This window comes from Microbulbifer maximicatervae (SeqCode) (genome assembly GCF_052467225.1).
The window spans coordinates 1,675,736-1,696,417 of the sequence record NZ_CP174303.1 but is presented as its reverse complement, the minus strand read 5'-3'; the positions used below and the strand labels follow the sequence as shown (position 1 = coordinate 1,696,417).

At 48.2% G+C, this 20,682-nt stretch carries 16 protein-coding genes; 3 read left to right on the top strand and 13 right to left on the bottom strand.

Annotated elements, in window-relative coordinates; genetic code table 11:
• Positions 1-824: 824 nt before the first annotated feature.
• From ACJJIZ_RS07355 to ACJJIZ_RS07345, 3 genes are all read right to left on the bottom strand, one after another.
• Positions 825-1,646: a hypothetical protein gene (locus ACJJIZ_RS07355; protein WP_444915698.1), complete on the bottom strand. Its 822-nt coding sequence runs from the start codon at positions 1,644-1,646 to the stop codon at positions 825-827.
• A 628-nt stretch (positions 1,647-2,274) separates the two neighbouring features.
• A complete protein-coding gene (locus ACJJIZ_RS07350) occupies positions 2,275-2,685 on the bottom strand; it encodes an SMI1/KNR4 family protein (protein WP_444915697.1) in 411 nt (136 codons plus the stop codon).
• 1 nt (position 2,686) lies between these two features.
• Positions 2,687-4,015 carry an RHS repeat-associated core domain-containing protein gene (locus tag ACJJIZ_RS07345; protein WP_444915696.1) on the bottom strand — a complete coding sequence of 443 codons (1,329 nt, stop codon included), beginning with the start codon at positions 4,013-4,015 and terminating at the stop codon, positions 2,687-2,689.
• A gap of 473 nt (positions 4,016-4,488) precedes the next feature.
• Between ACJJIZ_RS07345 and ACJJIZ_RS07340 the strand changes: the two genes are divergently transcribed.
• Positions 4,489-4,659, top strand: coding sequence for a hypothetical protein (locus ACJJIZ_RS07340; RefSeq protein ID WP_444915695.1), 171 nt, complete (start codon positions 4,489-4,491; stop codon positions 4,657-4,659).
• A gap of 254 nt (positions 4,660-4,913) precedes the next feature.
• Here ACJJIZ_RS07340 and ACJJIZ_RS07335 read toward each other — a convergent pair whose 3' ends face one another.
• The 8 genes from ACJJIZ_RS07335 to edd form a co-directional block, all read right to left on the bottom strand.
• A complete protein-coding gene (locus tag ACJJIZ_RS07335) occupies positions 4,914-5,360 on the bottom strand; it encodes an SMI1/KNR4 family protein (RefSeq protein ID WP_444915694.1) in 447 nt (148 codons plus the stop codon).
• Between the two features lie 18 nt (positions 5,361-5,378).
• Positions 5,379-7,154: an HNH endonuclease gene (locus tag ACJJIZ_RS07330; protein ID WP_444915693.1), complete on the bottom strand. Its 1,776-nt coding sequence runs from the start codon at positions 7,152-7,154 to the stop codon at positions 5,379-5,381.
• Positions 7,155-8,022: 868 nt separating this feature from the next.
• A complete protein-coding gene (gene pyk / locus ACJJIZ_RS07325; RefSeq protein WP_444907446.1) occupies positions 8,023-9,459 on the bottom strand; it encodes a pyruvate kinase in 1,437 nt (478 codons plus the stop codon).
• 118 nt (positions 9,460-9,577) lie between these two features.
• Positions 9,578-10,612 carry a type I glyceraldehyde-3-phosphate dehydrogenase gene (gene gap / locus ACJJIZ_RS07320; protein ID WP_444915692.1) on the bottom strand — a complete coding sequence of 345 codons (1,035 nt, stop codon included), beginning with the start codon at positions 10,610-10,612 and terminating at the stop codon, positions 9,578-9,580.
• 75 nt (positions 10,613-10,687) lie between these two features.
• On the bottom strand, positions 10,688-11,314 hold the full coding sequence (locus tag ACJJIZ_RS07315; RefSeq protein ID WP_444915691.1) for a bifunctional 4-hydroxy-2-oxoglutarate aldolase/2-dehydro-3-deoxy-phosphogluconate aldolase: 627 nt from the start codon (positions 11,312-11,314) through the stop codon (positions 10,688-10,690).
• Between the two features lie 21 nt (positions 11,315-11,335).
• The gene (pgl, locus tag ACJJIZ_RS07310) at positions 11,336-12,046 is read right to left on the bottom strand and encodes a 6-phosphogluconolactonase (RefSeq protein WP_444915690.1); all 711 of its coding nucleotides are present in this window, start codon (positions 12,044-12,046) and stop codon (positions 11,336-11,338) included.
• A gap of 69 nt (positions 12,047-12,115) precedes the next feature.
• On the bottom strand, positions 12,116-13,576 hold the full coding sequence (gene zwf / locus ACJJIZ_RS07305) for a glucose-6-phosphate dehydrogenase (RefSeq protein WP_444915689.1): 1,461 nt from the start codon (positions 13,574-13,576) through the stop codon (positions 12,116-12,118).
• Between the two features lie 53 nt (positions 13,577-13,629).
• Positions 13,630-15,450 (bottom strand): phosphogluconate dehydratase, encoded by a 1,821-nt coding sequence (gene edd / locus ACJJIZ_RS07300; RefSeq protein WP_444915688.1) that lies wholly within the window; start codon positions 15,448-15,450, stop codon positions 13,630-13,632.
• 828 nt (positions 15,451-16,278) lie between these two features.
• Here edd and ACJJIZ_RS07295 point away from each other — a divergent pair.
• Positions 16,279-17,325 (top strand): LacI family DNA-binding transcriptional regulator, encoded by a 1,047-nt coding sequence (locus tag ACJJIZ_RS07295; protein ID WP_444915687.1) that lies wholly within the window; start codon positions 16,279-16,281, stop codon positions 17,323-17,325.
• A 29-nt stretch (positions 17,326-17,354) separates the two neighbouring features.
• Here the strand turns inward: ACJJIZ_RS07295 and nagA are convergent, their stop codons facing one another.
• Both nagA and nagB-II read right to left on the bottom strand, forming a co-directional pair.
• Positions 17,355-18,485 carry an N-acetylglucosamine-6-phosphate deacetylase gene (gene nagA, locus ACJJIZ_RS07290; RefSeq protein WP_444915686.1) on the bottom strand — a complete coding sequence of 377 codons (1,131 nt, stop codon included), beginning with the start codon at positions 18,483-18,485 and terminating at the stop codon, positions 17,355-17,357.
• 32 nt (positions 18,486-18,517) lie between these two features.
• Positions 18,518-19,516 (bottom strand): glucosamine-6-phosphate deaminase NagB-II, encoded by a 999-nt coding sequence (gene nagB-II, locus ACJJIZ_RS07285; protein ID WP_444915685.1) that lies wholly within the window; start codon positions 19,514-19,516, stop codon positions 18,518-18,520.
• A 262-nt stretch (positions 19,517-19,778) separates the two neighbouring features.
• Here nagB-II and ACJJIZ_RS07280 point away from each other — a divergent pair, with 262 nt between their 5' ends.
• On the top strand, positions 19,779-20,645 hold the full coding sequence (locus ACJJIZ_RS07280; protein WP_444915684.1) for a DUF6279 family lipoprotein: 867 nt from the start codon (positions 19,779-19,781) through the stop codon (positions 20,643-20,645).
• The last annotated feature ends 37 nt before the right edge of the window (positions 20,646-20,682 follow it).

Sequence of the window (20,682 nt, the reverse complement as noted above, 5' to 3'; positions counted from 1 at the left end):
ATTCAAGGCGATACCCTCGATCACGCCGAAGTAAACAGACTAAAAGAATTCTTGTCCCAATAGCGGGAACACTTAACGGATATCAGCAGGTTTATGCGCTGTTTAAACGAATCTATCGCCCGCTGAAGATAACTGTACAGGCTGTTTCTGGGAAGGTCGTATCAAGAGCCATTACCGCCTGTATAGCCTATATCGATCTCAACCCTATCCCTGCCGAAAGCCCCAGAAGAGTCTGACCACACTTCGGTTCAACAACGTATTCGCGCAGCAATCTCAGGTCGACAACCTAAAATGCTTCTGCCAATCAGAGGCCGCGAGCGTCTGAACAGGTCAAAAGGGCTGCCCTTTCAGTTAGATCATTATTTGGAGCTGGTGGACTGGAGAGGCCGAAATTTTGGTCCAAGAAAACGGGGTTGTATTGCCGAGAACACTCCACCCATCCTCAAGCGGCAGGGTATCTCACCAAAACACAGGCTCCACCTCAATCGAAACTTTGAAAGCCGCTTTAAAGGCTTGGTAGGGTCAGTCGAGGCAGTACAGCAAGCCTATACTTAGTTCAATAAACGCTGGGTACACGACATCAGTGACTGTCGGCACTTACTTTCTACGATACCCTGCTATTTTCAATACAATCTCTTGAAACCACCTCTTCCAGCTTTTATCCAAAACTACGAAAAATGAGCATCAAGTATTAAATTTTCGGTATTTCATTATCCCTAATCGCTAAACCCGTGAGAAATTGCATTAGTTATAGTGCTGACAATAAGGTCAGAAACCTTTTGCAAACTGTGGGTGTCCAGCTATTTTAGTGGCGCTCTATACTTTCAGTATTCGTAACTACTATCTCGCTCACAGGAAGACCAAAGCTCCGCAAACTCTCTAAAGTTATCATCACTAGATTTTTCTGCCAGCGCCTTAATTGCTTTTGTTGCGTCTTTAAGCCTCCAACCATTTGAGTTTAAGCACATCCAAGCTCCAGCCATATCTCCTTTAGAAAGTAATTGATAAAACAATGGCTCCTGATCAACAGTCTTAAACCAGTCAGGAGCAATATCAAGTTCTAGTATCTTTTCAATACCCTCAGGCGAGTATTCCAAAGTACAACTTTTACGTATCCTTTCCGCTTTCATTTGCATACTAGCTGAAGGAAAATCCCCATTGTAACTCTGTGGTTCACAGCATAAGGGAGGCGTAGAGATAAACGAGTCTAAATTCAGCAAGCCACTCACATCATCCCCACTTTCAAGAGATATTTCATCTATCTTTTCGAGATTTTCAATCTTGTTTGTATTAGCAAAATCGTAAATATCATCATCTATGCCTTCAGCAGGACAAATTTCTTGTAATAAAATAACACTAACTAACTGATTGTAACTCCGACCATATTCTGCAACACGATAACTATTTTCTGGAGACATTCTTACATACGTAGATTGCCTATCGTTTAGCCAATGTTTCCAAAAGCCGTACATGGCCGAGCTACCCGACCCCTTCCAAATAAAAGAGAATGCTGGCGGATAATTGCAAGAGGGGGGAGCGAGATTATTCATTATTGAACAACATCTATGCTTCAGCTCACCAAATGCAAATTTGGTGGGCGTATCACCTAATCCTATCAAACTATAAATTAGTGCTGCGGAACTCATGATTATTAATCCCTCGGAGCCATAGGGTAATAAGAATCATCAATGTCTAAAGCATCTTTCTCTTTTATAGGCCCCTTCCATTTATTACCTGGGTTACTCGTAGTCATTGTATGTACAAGCTCATGGGTGTCACGGTCTTTTGTAATAACTAAATTTCTGGGGTCGACAACTTGTAATCGAGAACATTCCACCTGTCCTCAAGCGGCTGGGTATTTCGCCAAAACAGTAGCTCTATCTAAACCGCAATTTTGAAAACCACTTTAAACGCTTGGTGGGCTCGGCGGAAGCGGTACCTCAGGTCTGTGCGTAGCAAAATAAACGCTGGGTACACGGGCTGCACGATTGCCAGCGCTTTCTTAGCCCCATCCCCTGCTAAATTATAGAAACCCACTTATCAGCTGCCCTAGATTACATCGCCCTAACTCTACTCCTCCCTAATTCCCTACGGACTCCCCAAAAAATCTTTTAACACCAAATTGCCATCTATTTTATAAAGATATACCAGCTACCAAGTAGTGGTATAAAAATTCTTGTCTAGCTTCCGATACTCCATTCTTTGGATGTCCAGGATTGCTGTATCTTAATGTTCCTACACGGATCAGATACTACCTCTCCAAAGCTTCGAGTACTATTGAAAGCACTCTAAAAAACAACTAAAGGTATCCCACTCCCCCCACACCAGCATCTCGTCACTCGTAGTATAAAAAATTACTCTAGGGAGCTGCTTATCAAAATATAATGAATAAACATTACCGCCTTGATCACATGCAAATGGCAACACCTTATTCGAATCTAAACTACTGGGTACGGAGTAAGAATCTAGATCACTTTTAAAAAAAAGAATATCAGACCAATCATAAAATTGGTGTACAGGAAAAATATTCCTCCCCCCTCTTACTTCCGTTTTATCTGGAATTCCGCCATTATATGACTCATAGAGCTTCAAGAAGCTCTCAGGCAGAGTAAACGGCACCTGAGATAAAATACTCTGTAATTCTTTATGAGAAACCGACTCTGAACAATCGCTTAACTTAATCATTTTACCAAGTTTTAAATGTATATGAATTTCCAGTCGCTGCCTTATACTGCGATACGCCACCATTATGCGAAATACCAGTGTGTGCTCGCTTTTCAACTAACTGCATTGTTCCGGTATTTGTTTCAGGATCATAGTCATCAAGGTGGTGCCAGACATAGTCTTTAGGCGTTGACTTTTGGCCAAGTGCTTCTCTGCTTGCCATCTCAAAATCTGTTAAATAGTCTCCAGAATACTCTATCCGGACAATAGAGACCTTCCCCTCTTTAGAATATAGAGCATTACTACTTGTATAATCTAAACCACCTTTTTCAGTGACAACAACACCTTCATATCCTCTATTTTTAAGTTTCTCCATAGATTTAGTTTCAACAACTTCCTTACAAACTAAACCTAAAGGATCGACCCACCGAACTGGGTTAGGCGCGTACCGGTAGTTATTTTCACCACCTAAAAGCCCCACCGGATCTTGCTGAGTAAACTCTCCGACCTCAGGATCATAGAACCTAAACCGATTGTAGTGCAGCCCAGTCTCTTCATCGAAGTACTGCCCTTGGAAGCGAATAGACTGCTCAATCTGATTTTTATGGGCTAACGCAATATTGCCATAGCTCTTATAAGCAACACTCCAAACCACCTCACCTTCCTGATTGGTAAGGGTATCAGGCGTTCCCAGATGATCCAGATGGTAGTGGTATACCTGCTCATCTTCTTTCAGTGCAACCGGTTTGAAAGTCCCCGGTTCAAAATAGTAAGTCCGAGTATTCAGATCTTGTTGGGTGTGGATATCAGCTTTGTTTTCGCGAAGCAGAACATCCCCATCCCAGAGGAAGCTGGTTTGTTCACTGTTAGTTACCTTACCAATACGACGGCCCAGCGGGTCGTACTGGTAGTGAATCTCTTGTTGAAGCTGTTCGCTCCCCTCTTCCACCTTGAGCTTTTCAACCCGCACCAACTGCTGGCGGCTGTTGTAGTGATAGCGGGTTTGCAGTTTCTGCCCTTTACCGCGCAGCTCGGCGATACGGTTGCCGTGGATATCGTAGCGGTAGTGGGTATCGCCACGGAAGGCTAGGCGATTGCCCTTGACTTGAGTGGCACTGGCCTGCTGTTTGGCTTCATCTTCTGATCTAGCGGCGGCCAGAATATTGTGGGCAGGGTCGTGCACAAAATATTCGGGGTTGGGCCCATCAACCTGGGTGAGGCGATCCAGGGCGTCGTAGTGGTAGCTATGTGTGCCGCGCAGGCTGTCCTCGATTTTGGCAATCTGCCCAGCTTTATTGTACTGGTAGCTGCGCTCCAGGATTGAGTTAGATTCCTGGGTCGGATCTGACACTGGACCACCGGCCTTGCCCAGGCTCAGCTTTTGCAGGCGCCCTTGGGGATAATGGTCTCGCTGGCTTTCCAGTCTATTACCGTGGTGGCGCCGACTCTCCCTGCCCTGCTCATCGAATCAGCTGATCGATCTTACCCCCCCCCACCGGGCGGCAGCACAGGCTTTGGAATTGACCTGCTGGGTTGAAGGCGAAGTTGAGGACTTCACGAGCGGGCAAAGTCGTGGCAATGCGGTTGCCAGTAGCATCATAGTTATGGGTGAGTTTATCTTTGCCCTGCCGATCCATGGTTTCGCGGTCATTGGCTTCATATCCCTAGCGTCGCTTGCAGTAAGTGTTTTCCCCCTGCGATAAACTGGCCTTTGCAATAACGGCGGAAGCCGGCATTCTCTTGCTCAAACTATTATCCAGTCTTTGCGTCCCCTAGATTTCTCTGACTTCACTTTTTAGGACTGTAATCTATAGGAGTCTAGACATGTGTATCCTGTTGTTGGAGCCACTGCCGGAACCACTACTGCTGGAGCTGGAGCTGGAGCTGGAGCTGGAGCTGGAGCTGGAGCTGGAGCTGGAGCTGGAGCTGGAGCTGGAGCTGGAGCTGGAGCTGGAATTATACGAGGATAGTCTGCCGTCATCCTTAAGCAGATAGCTTTTTGTAACTTCTCCCAACTCGATGTAAGTAAAGGGAATATACAATAACTGTCGTAAAGATAGTTTACTGGAAAACTTTCTTGACTACATCTTAATGAGCATTAGTTGGATAAAACCTGACTTAATATTAAGCACTATTGATGTTTAAATATGGTGGATAGATGCTTGGCATTCACTGCTGAAAAATAAATTGTGGACTACCAAAAAAATAACCCAATCGACTGACTGGGTTATTATTAACAACTAAATATTCTATTTCAAAGAGCATAAGAAATCATTAAAGCTATTCGCAAGGCACCTCAGATTCTTTGCGCCTTCAGCTTCATGATTCCAAAAGTAAATTTTTCCAAAATTAGCTTCATCAACACCAATGCAAAGATTATTCCCTCCTCCGGCCACCGCTATAGGGAAGTACCCTTTAGGTATCCGGGAATTATCTACATAGACCTTTTTTACCCAATCTAAACGCCGCTCTTCTTTTTCAGTGAATCCATAGAATATTCCAAGCTCTCCCTTTGGCCTATCTTCACTACCAATTTCTGAGGTATGTTTATAAAAAAATCCATAAGGATCTACAGAGCAAACATTATTCTCAATTAAAAAGTTTCTATACTCTCTTGGAAATTGATACCCCAGCTCACCCTCAAATTTAGACACCAAATCTTCGGAAGCCTTTTCAGACATTGAAAAAATTTTCACTAAAATTCTCCTCTCCATCTAGCGGTCATATGCTGGCCCAGGCAAATGCCCCAGTCTAACAAACTGATCATGAAGACTCACACCTCCTGTATGGGTAACAGGTCCATGAATTGATCTAGGCACAAGTTGCAACACTCCTAAGTCTTGATGATGATGCCATGTTAAATCATGTTCATCCCTAAAAGCTTTATTAATTCCAGCCAACTCATCCGCTGCTCTAAAGTCATCTAAGTCACTTCCCGTTAATTTGATTTTAACTGTATTCGCAGTCAAAGATTCATGTATGAATACGTGATCATTAAATACAGGAAAGCCTTCGGAATCATATCGAACCACTGTACCATTACCTAATTTTACTGAATTTGTCCAGGGAGTTTGGTTATCTATCGCATCCGCTGGACTACCACTATTAACTTCTATTATGCGGCCACTAGCAGCACTAACATTACGCCTTTGCCATGGTCTATTTAACTCACCATTTTCTAGTAGCTGTGCCCGCTGCGAATTCAGAGAATTATATACATTGTTGGTTTCATCATCGAGATTAGAAGCAAATCTAACATTTTCACCATCTAAGGGATTTGTTCGCACAGACCTGTTTGCACCTTCGGAACTACTATCGGCGATGCTGCTGCTTTGATTGGAGCTAGATCTATTAGAAGTAGCAGAGCTGGAATTGCTCGAAGGCGGTCCACTGGACCTTTGCGGCACCGTAACCTCCGAAGAGCTCAGGTCGGAGAAACTTGCACTGCCGCCTTTTGCTTTACCGCCCCTTTTCTTAAGTACCCGCTGTTGCAGCTTCTTCAGTTTAGCGAGCTCCATCATCAGCTCACCGATCTTCTTAAAGGACCTCAGTAAGCGTGCATTTTTGACCATAGATACAGCTGCACCGACGCCCCCAGTTATCGCTGCGAGGACGATAGTAAAGATAATTTCAAATGTTCCGCCACCGGCTATTTCGGTAATTTCCAGACTGTGTTGGGCTTTTACATAATCCTGGGCAAAGCGGAAGATAACCCCGCGCAGGGCCGGATCATCGTAAATAATTTGAGCAACGTCGAATGCCAAATCCAATTGCTGCCGAGTAACCTTTGAAGGGTCAAAACCGAGTACATCCACCACTTCCTTTTGCAGATCTGTGACATACTCCTGACCGGATTCAGCGAAGCTTTTGCCATTCCAGAAGTAATTTGCTGTGGCAACACCCAACCTATGCGGCTGGCGCAGAGGATTCAATATTTGCGCCACTTCAAGCACATCTTTTGTCCATACCGCCAAGCCCCAGGCGGCATTGCCAAAACCGGTCGCGCCACTTTCAATATAGGCACCCACTTTTTCCAGCATTGAGCGCTTCTCATGTTGCTGCTGGATTTGGGCCGCCTCTGCCCTCTCCTGGGCAATAATTTGCTGTAGGCCGATACGAATCTTGGCAATCAACTCAGCCTGTTTCTCCGCAATTACGGTAGCTGCCATTGGCGCTTCTTCAATAATCAGTCGATTCTGGATTAAAGCGCGATAAATCTCTCGTTCAGAAGAGGACAAGTAGCCGGGCGGCTCAGATAGGGGCCCCAGAAAGATTGCGCCCGAGGTACCCGCTTGAATACTGGTACTGAGCAAATTGCAGGAGCTACCTCCCAGGCTGAAAAAGTGCTGGTAAATTTTCTCAATAACCGCATCGTCGAACATCGAAAGCAAGTGGCCGGCATCGACCTGTATCGGAATCCCCTGCGGGTACGTCCACCCTACTCTCACTTCGTACTGGATGCCTTGCTTATTTTCAACACGTAGCTGCATGATAATCCTTTAAACACTTACGCCTATCTGGACCTAGTGGGGGCCTAATTCAGTTAACTCTCACCCGCGAACATTAGGGAACCCCCAAAGAACTCCGGTAAGCTTTCGATTTCGTCTATTTTTCGAGCAAAATACCCTTAAGCTGAAGTCAACCAGACTTCAACTGGTGATTCCTCCGAGCTTTGTCGGCGTCGATTAAAATCGAAATCGCAAGACCAGCCAATACCACGCCATTACACAACGAAGCCGCTGAGAAGAACATTCTCTATCCAAAAAAGGGAGCTTAAGGGCTGCTGTGCTAGAAGAATACTAACGACTAGATTCTTATCTTCCTTTTCACTCTTAAGAAATTAAGAATCTAGGTGGCGCCAAATAAAACATAGGACTGAGATCTACTTCGCGAGGTTACCGCAAATTAGGTAAATACGGTAGATAGCAAGTGTTAAGCTGAGTCGCGAAGCTTTCGGGAACAGTGATCAAAACTTCAGTAATGAAGAATTAGACTAAAACTATCATCGATTAATTTTTAATAAACCAATAAAAATAGTACCCGCGTATTAAAAAAATATCCCGCAATACAATTTCTATGAACAATTATTATTCATTTGTTTACCGTAATTGGATAATTTCTCTACAGCGAGTATCAATATTCCGTTATTGATAAAAGTAACTAATTGGATAGCGTTTGGCAGGCTGTGAAATTGGATCTTTAAATTTGTGACACTCATCACAAGGGTATCCCAGTTACAAGCAGGGTGAACGGGGAAATCAGCGGACGGGATTGCCTGGAACTGCAATAAAGCACGGTATGGGTTGAAGTAGGCCCAGTAACCTCATGATCAGGTGCCTGAGCCTTTTTTCAGAAAGCCTATTCGATCTCTTTGATCCGCATGGAGTTGGTATGCCCACCCATATTGAGGCGTTCCCCCTGGGTAATAAGTACCCGCTGCCCTTTCTGCAAATCGATTCTAGAGCTTAATACCTCGATAACCGCTTCAGTTAAATGTCCCAGGGGAACTGAAGCCGGATCAAAGCTCACTGTCTCTACTCCCCGTAACAGCATCAGCTGGCGCGCGATCTTAGGGTGCCGGGTCAGTGCATAGATCGGCAAGCGAGTATTTGCACGGGACATCATTCTCGGTGTGCGGCCAGACTCGGTCAGTGCGGCTACAGCACAGAGATTCTCCACGCGCGTTGCAACATCAATCGCCGCCTGGGCAATTACAGTATCGATTAAAGCTGAAGAACCGTGGTCCTCTGCAGTGTAGGGAACACTGCCCAAATACTGTTCAGCGCCGATAATCACTTCACTCATAGATTCCACAGCGGCAACCGGGTAATCGCCTGCAGCTGTTTCCGCCGACAGCATAACTGCATCGGTACCGTCCAGCACCGCATTGGCAACATCCATCACCTCAGCACGGGTGGGAGTCGGGCTGGTAATCATCGACTCCATCATTTGTGTTGCAGTGATTACGGCACGATTGAGAGCATTTGCGCGGTTGATCAGTTTTTTCTGCACCCCGACCAGAGCGGGATCACCGATCTCTACCCCCAGGTCACCTCGAGCTACCATAATCGCATCGGAAGCCAGGATTAGGCTGTCCATTTGCTCATCATCGGCAACAGCTTCGGCCCTTTCAACTTTGGCGACAATCGCTGCTTGGCTACCAGCCTCTGCCATGGCTTTGCGAGCCGTATCCAGATCTTCTGCACAGCGCGGAAAACTGACCGCGAGGAAATCCACTTCGAGATCTGCTGCCAGCTTGATATCCCGGTAGTCTTTTTCTGTCAGAGCCGGTGCAGACAGGCCGCCGCCCAACAAGTTGATGCCCTTGTTATTCGACAGCTTACCGCCCTGTAAAACCCGGCAATAGAGCTTGCTTGGCGTAGTGCCCGTTACTTCAAGGCGAATCTTGCCGTCATCCAACAGCAGGATATTGCCGGACTGGCAGTCGCTGATCAGGCTTGGATAATCCACTCCAACGCGGTGCTCATCTCCCCCTTCAACCGGGCAATCCAGGTCGAGGGTAAATTCGTCATTGTTTTCAAGCTGTACACTGCCCTTGGCAAAACGGGCAATGCGGATTTTGGGCCCCTGCAAGTCCCCCAAAACCGCAACAATTTTTCCCTGCGCTTCGGCGGCATTGCGCACCTCTGTAACGCGGCGTCGGTGATCCTCCGCCGATCCGTGAGAAAAGTTCAGACGTACAACGTTCACCCCAGCGCGAATCATTTCATCAATTACGCGAGGCTTGTCCGTACCCGGGCCTAAGGTTGCTACGATTTTTGTATGGCGAATCATAAGATCCCGTCATCTAATAATTTGAGAAGGAGGTTCAGAGGGCTATCAAACAGGAATTCTATGTCCATTTAATGGCCCTCAGTAATTGAATTACCAAAATATGGTAAATGAGGGGGGATCAGGCGGATTCAGCAACAGGCTGCTTCAACTGAAGTGACTCAGCCATTGCCAGACTGGTATCCAACATACGGTGGGAGAAGCCCCACTCGTTATCGTACCAGGCCATGACCTTCACCAAGTTACCATTCACACGGGTGTGATTCGCATCAAAGTGACTGGAGGCACTGGTGTGATTGAAGTCCACAGATACCAAGGGCTGATCGCAGTAAGTCAGTACACCACCACTGGCCTGAGCAGCTTCCTGCATAATGCGGTTAACTTCTTCGGCGGTGGTGTCACGGCCGGCAATAAACTGGCAGTCCACTAGAGACACATTGCTTACCGGTACACGGACGGCCATACCATCGAGGCGACCTTTTAACTCAGGCAATACCAAACCAACCGCTGCAGCCGCACCTGTTTTGGTAGGGATCATATTATCCGCCGCCGCACGGGCACGATAAATATCTGCGTGCACCGCATCTTGGGTATTTTGGTCGTTGGTATAGGCGTGCACGGTGGTCATAAAGCCGCGCTCAATACCCAATTCACGATGCAGTGCTTGAGCTACAGGTGCCAGACAGTTGGTAGTGCAGGATGCATTGGATACCACACGGTGATCCGCAGTGAGATTGCTGTCGTTTACACCGTAAACAACTGTGAGATCCGCATCTTTTGAGGGTGCAGAAATCAGCACTGCAGCGGCACCGGCTTCAATATGGGCAGAAGCGGAAGCGCGATCGGTAAAGCGGCCTGTACACTCCAGGACTAAATCCACACCCAATTGCTTCCAAGGCAATTTGGAAGGGTCGCGCTCCTGGCAAACCTGAACTCGATCACCACCAATAACCAGAGAATCACCATCGACTTTGACGTCTGTACCAAAGCGACCGTGAATAGTATCGAAGCGAGTAAGGTGAGCATTAGAAGCTACCGGAGCGAGATCATTAATCGCGACCAATTGAACACGATCGCTGTAGCCTGATTCATAGATAGCTCGGGTGACATTTCTACCGATACGACCGTAACCATTAATGGCAATTTTAATTTTCATCTCGCTTTACCCTCTTTATATGCTTCTGGTTTTTCAAGTGGCACCCGCTTGCGAGTGCACCATACCGAGTGTGTGTTATTTCAATTCCGCAGCTTGTTTTGCCAGACGAGTAATCTCTGCCCAGTTCTTTTCACGAACCAGAGTGCTGCTCGCCATCCAGGAACCACCGACACAGACCACATTGTTCAGAGCCAGAAAGTCCGAGGCATTTTGAGGCCCTATACCACCGGTGGGACAAAAGCGAACGTCCTGTAGCGGACCGCCAATGGATTTCAGCATTGGCACTCCCCCTGCCGCCTGGGCTGGGAAAAATTTCTGGTAGCGATAACCACGCTCGTAGAGGCGCATCACTTCTGAAACACTGGCAGCACCGGGCAGCAGCGGTACTTCACTGCCTTCAGCAGCATCCAGTAAACGGTCGGTTGCGCCGGGGCTCACCATAAAGCTGGCGCCGGCTTCGATAGAGCGACGCAGATCATCACCATTGAGCACCGTGCCAGTTCCCACATGGGCTTCCGGCAGGTGTTTTGCAATTTGTTCAACAACTTCCAGGGCTGCCTCAGTGCGCAGGGTTACCTCAAGTACTTTCAGGCCACCTTCAATCAAAGCGCCGGCAAGAGGGAGGGCATCTTCAACTTTATCTACAACCAGTACTGGGACAACGCCAGCTACCTGCAAAATCTCGGCGATATTTTTCTGCATCAGATAATTCCAAATCTTTCGTTAAGGCGCCCAGTAAACAGTGACTGGTTTCAGCCCCTGCTTAAGAATACTGCGCACCGGCATTTCTAACTCATCACTGCCGAGCAACGCCTCGCGATAAACTTTTAGCTTCTCTTCGCCAGTGATCAATAACTTGATATTGCGCGCTTGCAAAATTGCACTCAGAGTCAAAGTCATACGCTCGGTATTGGAGCCAGTAACTTCACTTTGATTAGCAGTAATTGCCTTGCACAACTTCTGTGATTCAGGATTTAGTGCATCCTGTAAGCCCTGTGCATGGGGGAATAGTGATGCGGTGTGGCCGTCACTGCCCATACCCAGCAGACAAACATCAAACGGTTTCTGTAACTCACAATATGCGCGCTCACAGGCTTCTTCACCTTCAGAGGCTGTTGCATGTGAGTTTTTCATACCCAGGAAATTGGCTTCAGCTCCAAAGTTCTGTAAGAGCGACTTTTCAATAAAAGCTGCGTTACTACCGCTTTCGGTTTTTTCTACCCAGCGCTCATCAACGAGAGCCGCTGTAATTTGTGACCACGGAAGCGGGCGTTTGGATAGCTCGCGATATACTGGTTCCGGCGTACTGCCGCCAGATACCAGGAAACTTGCGTGATTATTTTCTTTAATGCCTTTTTGCAGTTCGCAAGCACAATCGTGGGCTAGAGCCTGCACCAGACGCTCGCGATCTTGGAAAAATTTTTCTTCAGCCATGGATTCTTCCATTTCTCTTAGTGGAAACCAGCGCGGTAAAATTAATAGCTGTGCCGGCTTTCCAGATTATTACTGCGCGTTAAACCAATGACGATCACTGCGTGACAGCAGTTTTTCTGCCTCTTCTGGCCCCCAGCTACCTGCAGGATAGGGCTGCGGCTGATTAGCCGTTTCGCGCCAATGCTCAATAATTGGATCCACCCACGCCCAGGCAGCGGCAACTTCGTCACGGTGGATAAAGAGCGCGGGATTATTTGCTGCAGCATCCAACATCAGGCGCTTATAAGCGTCGCTGCGGAAGCTGTCGTAAGTATCAGAAAGGGTTAAATTCAATTCAGCCGGTTGCAACTCGGTGGTGAGACTGTCCATTTTCTTCGCCATCAAAACCAGTTTGATACTTTCTTCTGGCTGTAAGCGAATAACCAAACGGTTGGGAACAATCTTTCCGGCTGACTCATCGTACACATGATGAGAAACATTTTTGTACTGCACTACAATTTCGGCACAGCGCTTTTCCATGCGTTTACCAGTACGCAAGTAAAACGGCACCCCTGCCCAACGCCAACTATCGATATGCGCTCGAATGGCAACGAAGGTTTCGGTTGAACTGGTTCCACCGTCGAGCTCATCGAGGTAACCAGGAACATCATTGCCATTGATTTGCCCAGCTATATACTGGCCACGCACAACGTTTTTATCGACCAAGTTTCCGGTAAGCGGGCGCAAAGCCTCAAGCACCTTAATTTTTTCTGCACGGATATTCTTCGCCGACATACTGTTGGGAGATTCCATGGCGATAAGGCACAGCAGTTGCAGCAGATGGTTTTGCACCATATCCCGCATAGCACCAGTTTCATCATAAAAACCTGCACGCCCTTCCAGGCCTACGGTTTCTGAAATACTGATCTGGATATGATCAATGGTTTTTGCATCCCAAAGATGCTCAAACAATACATTGCTAAAACGCAGTGCAAGAAGGTTTTGGACAGTTTCTTTACCCAGGTAGTGATCGATACGGAAGATACTATCTTCCGGGAAGTAACTGGCAATTTTACTGTTAATTTCATCAGAGGTTTGGGCGTTATAGCCCAGTGGCTTTTCCACTACGACTCTGGAATTTCCAGTAATAAGGCCTTTTACTGAGAGGTTTTCACAACAGGGACCAAATACTGCGGGCGGTATTGCCAAATAGAAAATACGAACCCGCTCTGAGTCGGAACCGAGAATTTCTGCCAGGTGATCCCACTGGCTATCCGGTACGGCGATATCCAGTGCGATCGGACAAAGTAATTGGCTAAATTGGTCCCAGCTCGAAGCACTGTACTCACCCTCACGGAGATATTTTTGCAGTGCCTGGTGGGCTGTATCGATATATTGATCAACATCTGACTGGCGGCGACACACCGGAAGGATGCGACAGCCCTCAACCAAGCTGCCCTCTCTAAATGCTCGGTAAAGTGCCGGTAGTAACTTGCGCAGTGCAAGGTCTCCGCCTCCACCAAATAACACCATATCAAAAGGGTTAATCATAAATTTTGCTCTGAGATCGTTCTTGTCTCGGAGCCTGTTTGGCTCCGTAATAATCAATAAAGAATACTTGCACCGGTCTCTGCACCACTGGCAAGCCCGCGCATATTAGCGAATAGTTCACGGCCGGTACCACGGGCACTTTCAGACAGGTCACACTGGGCCGGCTGGCGGGCATTAAATTCAGCTTCATCTACCAGTACGCGTAAAACACCAGCCTCTGAGTCGAGTTCAATCATGTCACCCTCTTGCACCTTGGCAATTGCACCGCCTTCTACGGCTTCCGGTGACATATGAATGGCCGCTGGGACTTTCCCGGAAGCGCCGGACATACGCCCATCGGTGACTAATGCCACTTTAAAGCCACGATCCTGCAGCACCCCCAGCGTCGGTGTCAGCTTGTGCAGTTCAGGCATACCATTGGCGCGAGGCCCCTGGAATCTCACTACAGCGACAAAGTCACGCTCTAGCTCACCGGCTTTGAATCGCTTGAGCAGGTCGTCCTGGTTATCCAGGACAATGGCAGGCGCCTTCACCTTGAGATGCTCAGATTTAACCGCAGAGACTTTGATTACACTGCGCCCAAGGTTTCCTTCGAGCAACTGCAAACCACCATGCTGGGAGAAAGGGTCAGTGGCTGGACGAATGACCGTCGTATCACCGCTCTCTTCTGGAGTAGGTTTCCAAACCACACCGCCGCCAGCATCACTGTTGAGGAAGGGGTCTTCACAGTAGGGTTCAAGACCGGAATTACCGAGTACTGTGTGAACATCATCGTGTAAAAGGCCAGCGGAGCGGAGTTCGCGAATCAGGAACTGCATACCGCCGGCTGCGGCAAAGTGGTTAATATCCGCAGTGCCGTTCGGGTAGACATGACAAAGCAGCGGCACCACTTCAGAGAGGTCTGCCATATCCTGCCAAGTCAACTGAATACCTGCTGCACGCGCCATCGCAATAAGGTGCAATGTGTGGTTTGTGGATCCGCCGGTAGCGAGCAATCCCACCACTCCGTTGACGAATGCTTTTTCGGTGAGAATTTTAGCTACCGAAGTGTGCTGGCTAGGTTCAGTAATTTTTACCAATTGCGCCACGGCAGCTTCATTTAATGCCGAGCGCAAATCAGTACCGGGGTTTACGAAGGAGCTGCCGGGCAATTGCAGCCCCATAATTTCTACCAGCATCTGGTTACTGTTGGCAGTGCCGTAAAAGGTGCAGGTGCCGGCACTGTGGTAGGAAGCACTCTCGGCTTCCAATAGTTCAGAGCGCCCTACTTTGCCTTCAGCATACAGCTGGCGAACCCGGACTTTTTCCGCATTGGACAGGCCAGTGGGCATTGGACCCGCAGGTACAAAAATTGAAGGCAAGTGGCCAAAAGAGAGAGCACCAATAACCAGGCCGGGGACAATTTTGTCGCAGATACCCAGGAATATGGCTCCTTCGAAAACATCATGCGAAAGCGCGATTGCTGTGGACATGGCAATCACATCTCGCGAAAACAGGCTGAGTTCCATCCCTGCACGCCCTTGAGTCACCCCATCGCACATTGCCGGTACACCACCGGCAACCTGGGCCGTTGCGCCATTGCGCGCAGCTGCCTCTTTCAATTGAGCAGGGTAGGCACCATAGGGCTGGTGAGCGGACAACATATCGTTGTAGGCGTTGACGATACCCAGGTTCGGCCCCCGCCCAGAGGCGATCAACTGCTTATCACCTTCTGGAGATGCGGCTATTGCGTGGGCCAAGTTTCCGCAAGACACATGTGCCGCTGCCCGCCCTTCAATATGCGCTTTTTCAACCTGCGCCAGATACTCTGCACGAGTTTCTTCGCTGCGCTTAATGATGCGTTCGGTAACGGTCTGAAGCTTGCTGTGAACCATGACTATTCCGTAATAACTCTGTTGAGGTGGTCTCTAGTTACAAAAACCACCAGGGTCACATTTCAGTGGCATCAGCCACCTGTGATTATCTTTCCGTGGAGCGCCTTTCGGCGGAATGGCTCCCACTGCAACCCTTTGGTTGTAGTGCCATCAATGTCCTATTACCCAATCGTAAATCTGAAGCAGAAGGAACAAAGTTGCTTTTATCAGATCGCTGGAAACCCAATCATTCCAGCGGACCACCTTTCAGCCCACGGCAAGACTGCTGATGGAGACTCATGGGAAATCCTGTTATCGGGTAGAAATCTCACTTCCGAGTCTCTTCCCGCTCTTAGAGCTGAATGTTAGTGATCCAACAATGCCGGAACCTCCTCCCCACTGAGGTGGTAGAGACTTTGGACGCCCGGCTTGAGTAATTCACCCAATCTGTAGCCACTCAATCTTATTGATGCGCATTATGTAGTAAAACTACAAAAATTTTCAAGAGGCTTCAAATAGTGATTGAAGATGTTGACCAGGGGAGACAGGCATATAGGAAGTATTTGGCGTAAAAGCCATCATTTTCTTTAATGCTGGGAAACTTAATGCCTTCATTCAGTCACAAAGTGAAAGATTGGCCTTGCTTAGGTGTAGGATTTTTACAGGCAAATGATAAGGTCTAGGAATCTCAAAGAATTGGGATAAAAAACTACAAATTACCCACAAATTAAGAAAGGAGGCGCACCCCATAAGCTAATTGCAGACTCATAACTGTTAAAATCCCACCTTCCAGTAATACTTACTTGTCGATGCCAGCAAGGCCAAGGCTCAGATAGAACTAGTTGATGCATGAAAGTCACAATTAACGATGTTGCCGAGCGCGCCGGCGTATCTATCAAAACAGTGTCCAGGGTGATCAATAATGAGCCCTCTGTACGCGCAGCCACTCGGCAAAAAGTGCTCGACGCAGTCAAAAGCCTGAACTACACACCCAGTCTGGCAGCGCGGAATCTGGCGGGGACACACTCCTATTCCATCGCATTTATTTATGACAACCCTAATGCCCACTACGTTATCGATATGCAAAACGGCATATTGGAAGCCTGCAGAGCAAAAGGGTATGAGCTACTTATCCATCCTTGCAATTCGAAATCTCCAGTTATCCACAGCGACTTAAATAAACTGGTCGAGCACGGCAAAGTAGCCGGATTGGTCCTGACCCCCCCTTTTTCAGAGTCACCTTCTTTTATCGATATACTCCAATCCATGAATGTGGAATTTGTGCGAATTATTTCCTCCACCAATACAGAGAAAGCAAAGGGAAAGTCTATACAGATTGACGACCGCCAGGCCGCTTACAATATTACCCAGCATCTACTTTCACTCGGGCACAAGCGTATCGCTTATTTAAGCGGAGGCGAGGAGCACCTTTCCACATTGGGGCGCCAAAATGGATACAGCCAGGCACTCGAAGATGCAGGAATAGCAGTAGACCGACATTTGATTGTTGAAGGGAAATATTCATTTGAATCGGGCGAGATCAATGCGAGAAAGATCCTCGACAGCGACAAACCTCCCTCAGCAATATTTGCCGCTAATGACGAAATCGCAGCGGGCGCTCTATTTGCCGCCCGTATGTTAAAGATTGATGTTCCCGGGCAAGTCTCTATCGCAGGATTTGAAGACAGCCCATTTTCTCGACAAACCTGGCCCAAACTTACAACCGCACACCAACCCAACCAGGAAATCGCCCGCTCGGCAGCAGAATTACTGCTTGAGAAAATTCAGTGTAAAAGTTCAAAAGAACTCAATGGTTCTGGGCAAGAGAGTGAAACATACCGTAGCTTCACCCCCGAGTTAATTATTCGACAATCCACTGGCCCCGCACCCAAATAACCCCTTCAGCTTAAGAGAGATCTGGAAAGTTAATTTCGTCGATAAATTTCACGCCCCAGGCTCCAGGTCCTATTCACTTGCAGATCCTCACCTAATAAAACCATATCCGCTCGGGCCCCTTCAGTGATTACACCTGCTCCCAGACCAAGGAACTGCGCCGGATACAAACTTGCCATGCGCAGTGCTTCCGGCAATTCAATCCCACACCAGTCGCGGATATTTTTAACCGCGCCGATCATATCCAAGTGAGAACCCGCTAACTCTCCGGTACTGGAGGTCAGTTTATCCCCTTCTCGTGTAACCACTCGATCAAATAGGGGAAAACTGGTGGCATCACTGCCCACTAGCGACATTGCATCGGTTACCAGTAACAACTTACCGCGAGGTTTTGCTTTCAAAGCTAACGCCATAGCGCCGGTACTGACATGGTGGCCATCGGCAATTAATCCACACCAGGCGTCATCCCGGATCAGGGCTGCCCCCACCATACCCGGCTCACGCGAATGAAGCGGGGACATTGCATTGTATAAGTGGGTAAATCCTGTCGCTCCAGCATCCAACGCAGCTTCAACAATTTCAGCACTCGCATTCGAATGGCCGAGACAAACATGAACCCCCAGGGAAACCAACTTTCGGATATCGGATACCGATACACAATCTGGCGCCAGAGTGACCAAGCGGATTCCCAGGTCTTCCCGGGCGTAGAGGGAGAGCTCCTCATGACTCAAAGAGCGGATAAACCCTCCTTCATGGGTACCCTTTTTGGCCTCACTTAAATGCGGCCCCTCAAAATGTACTCCAATCACACCCGGAACACCGCTGGACAAGGCCCCACTTACCGCATCGGCTGCCCGCTGCATCACTGCAAAGCTATCCGTAATCAAGGTGGGCAGGAAAGCACTGGTACCAAACTGACTATGGGCTTCGCTTATTTGCTGAAGCGCATTAACTGAGGGCTCCTGATTAAACAGTACACCACCACCACCATTGACCTGGATATCAATAAAGCCCGGCACCAACAAACCCGGTAAGCGCTCAGCATCGGAACTCACTCCCCCACCCACTGCGGAAATCAGTCCGCTATCTCCAATGGTGATAGCAACATCTGCAAGTATGCGCTCGCCATCAAATAGCTTTTCAGCAATCAGGATAACCCCCACTTCCCCCTCCCAAATATTATTTTCTGTTTTATTCAGACTGTCTGAGTAACTTTCTTTAAACCCGCCGGCTCATCGGGATTAATCCCCCGACTTACCGCCACGTGGGCCACATCGATATAAAAACGCTGCAACAGCGCCAGTGGAGCCACCCTCGGGTGAACCCCCTTACTCGGCACATGCAAATTAATCAGAGCCGCCCCACGCCGTCGAATTTCATCAATCTGCTGGCTGTGTGTGGGGAATGACTCATCCTCGATTGGAACATTCACCACTGTCAATTTCCCTTCCACCAGCGTAACGGGGCCATGCAAGAATTCCGCACTGGAATAGGACTCCGCATGGATATTGCAGACTTCTTTTAACTTCAGCGCCAGTTCCCGGGTAATCCCATAACCGGGACCCCGCCCCAAAACTACCAGATTTTGTACCGAGGCCAGGTTTTCCGGGCGCAATTGAATTTCTGCCCGCACCGCAGATCTCAAAGTTTCCGGCAACTTTTCCAGAGCACTACAAAGAGCGGGATCCTGCGTCCAATTGGCGACCATCTGCAGTATCGCAGATAGGGTCGCTAGATAACTTTTTGTAGCTGCAACCGCTTTTTCCGGGCCAGCCTTTAGGGGTATTACCAAGTCAACCACATCTTTAATCGGCGCATCTTCATCGTTAAGCAAAGCGACTGTATAAGCCCCCTGCTCTCTCGCCATGCGGGCCTGGGTCAGAATATCTGGGCTTCTCCCAGACTGGGAAATGACGATAACCAGGGCCTCATCGAGCTTTAATTTGCGACCATAAACACTGGAGACCGACGGTGCGGCAGCAAAAGTAGGGGTACCAGTTTCAATCTCTATCAGATACTTGGCAAAGACGCCCGCATGATCAGAAGAACCCCTCCCCACAATCATCACAAAACGAGGAGGCTTCTGGCGCAGCCGCTCTCCCAGATGGGACATTATATTGGCATTGGAATGCAGCTGTTCAGCAATCCTATCCGGCGCCTCACGAGCCTCAGCCTCCATGACCGTGGTAACCATAATACTTCCTACCTGACTCACTCAAAATATGAACCCAGTTCTCACATTAATACCGAGCTCCATCAATCAGTCTATGCCCAGCAGTACTTCGCCTCGGTTAATTGACGCCATTAATCGTCCTGCTTTGTTTTCAAACGCCCACTAGCTCGCCAACCCGATACCCCATTACTGTCACAACAAAACTGGAATTGGGTATACCTTTTTAATCTATGCTTAAGGCACCCCTATCAGTTGCTCTCGATCATACCTACAGGAAGGATCAATGCCCCAAACCCCGGGCAGTTACACCACACAAAAATGGCGTTTAATCATTCTCCTTGTAGTTGCGAGCTTACTGAGCAGCTGCTCCAGCATTCAATTCGCCTATAACAACATTGATTACTGGATACGCTGGAAGCTTCGTGACTATGTCGACTTAAATTCCCAGCAAGAGCTGGAGTTTCAAGGGGCTCTAAACAGCTTCTTTCACTGGCACCGCCAAACACAGCTACCAAAATATGCCGATTTCCTGAGCCAACTGGCAGATAAAGTAGATCAAGGTCAACTTGAGAATCCTCAGCTGGCTCCGGTTGAAAAAGAGGTGTACCACTTCATCGAAAGCGCCAGTAACAACGCCTTCAACTTAATGCTTCCTATTGTGGCGCAGTTAACGCCACAACAGATTGATCGCCTGCAACACAACTTGGCCAAAAAGCAGCAGAAAACACTGGAAAAATGGCAGCGCTCGCCGTGGAAAATACAACGACACCGCGATCGGCAAATTCGCCGGGAGAGCAGGCGATGGCTGGGAAGTTTAACCGAGCAACAAAAGCAGCTGATCGCAGCCTGGGTAAAGCAGGTAGAGTACAACCCTGTTTTACGTAACGAACAACATATGATTTGGCAGCAACATGCCATTGAGCTTCTCCGACAGAAGCCTGATGGATACCAACAACAGTTGCGCGGTCTGCTGGAAAACCCAGACCAACTTTGGTCCGACGAATATCGCAAGGCGCAAGAGCAGCGCAAAACCCAAGCTCGCGAACTGGGAGAACAAATTCTATCCAGTACCAGCCCCACACAACGCCGTCATCTAAGCAAAACTCTGCGCGACTATGCCCAGGACTTCCGCTCTCTAGCCAGCCAATAATCAGACGCCCAGATCCCAACACCACCGCCGAACTAAT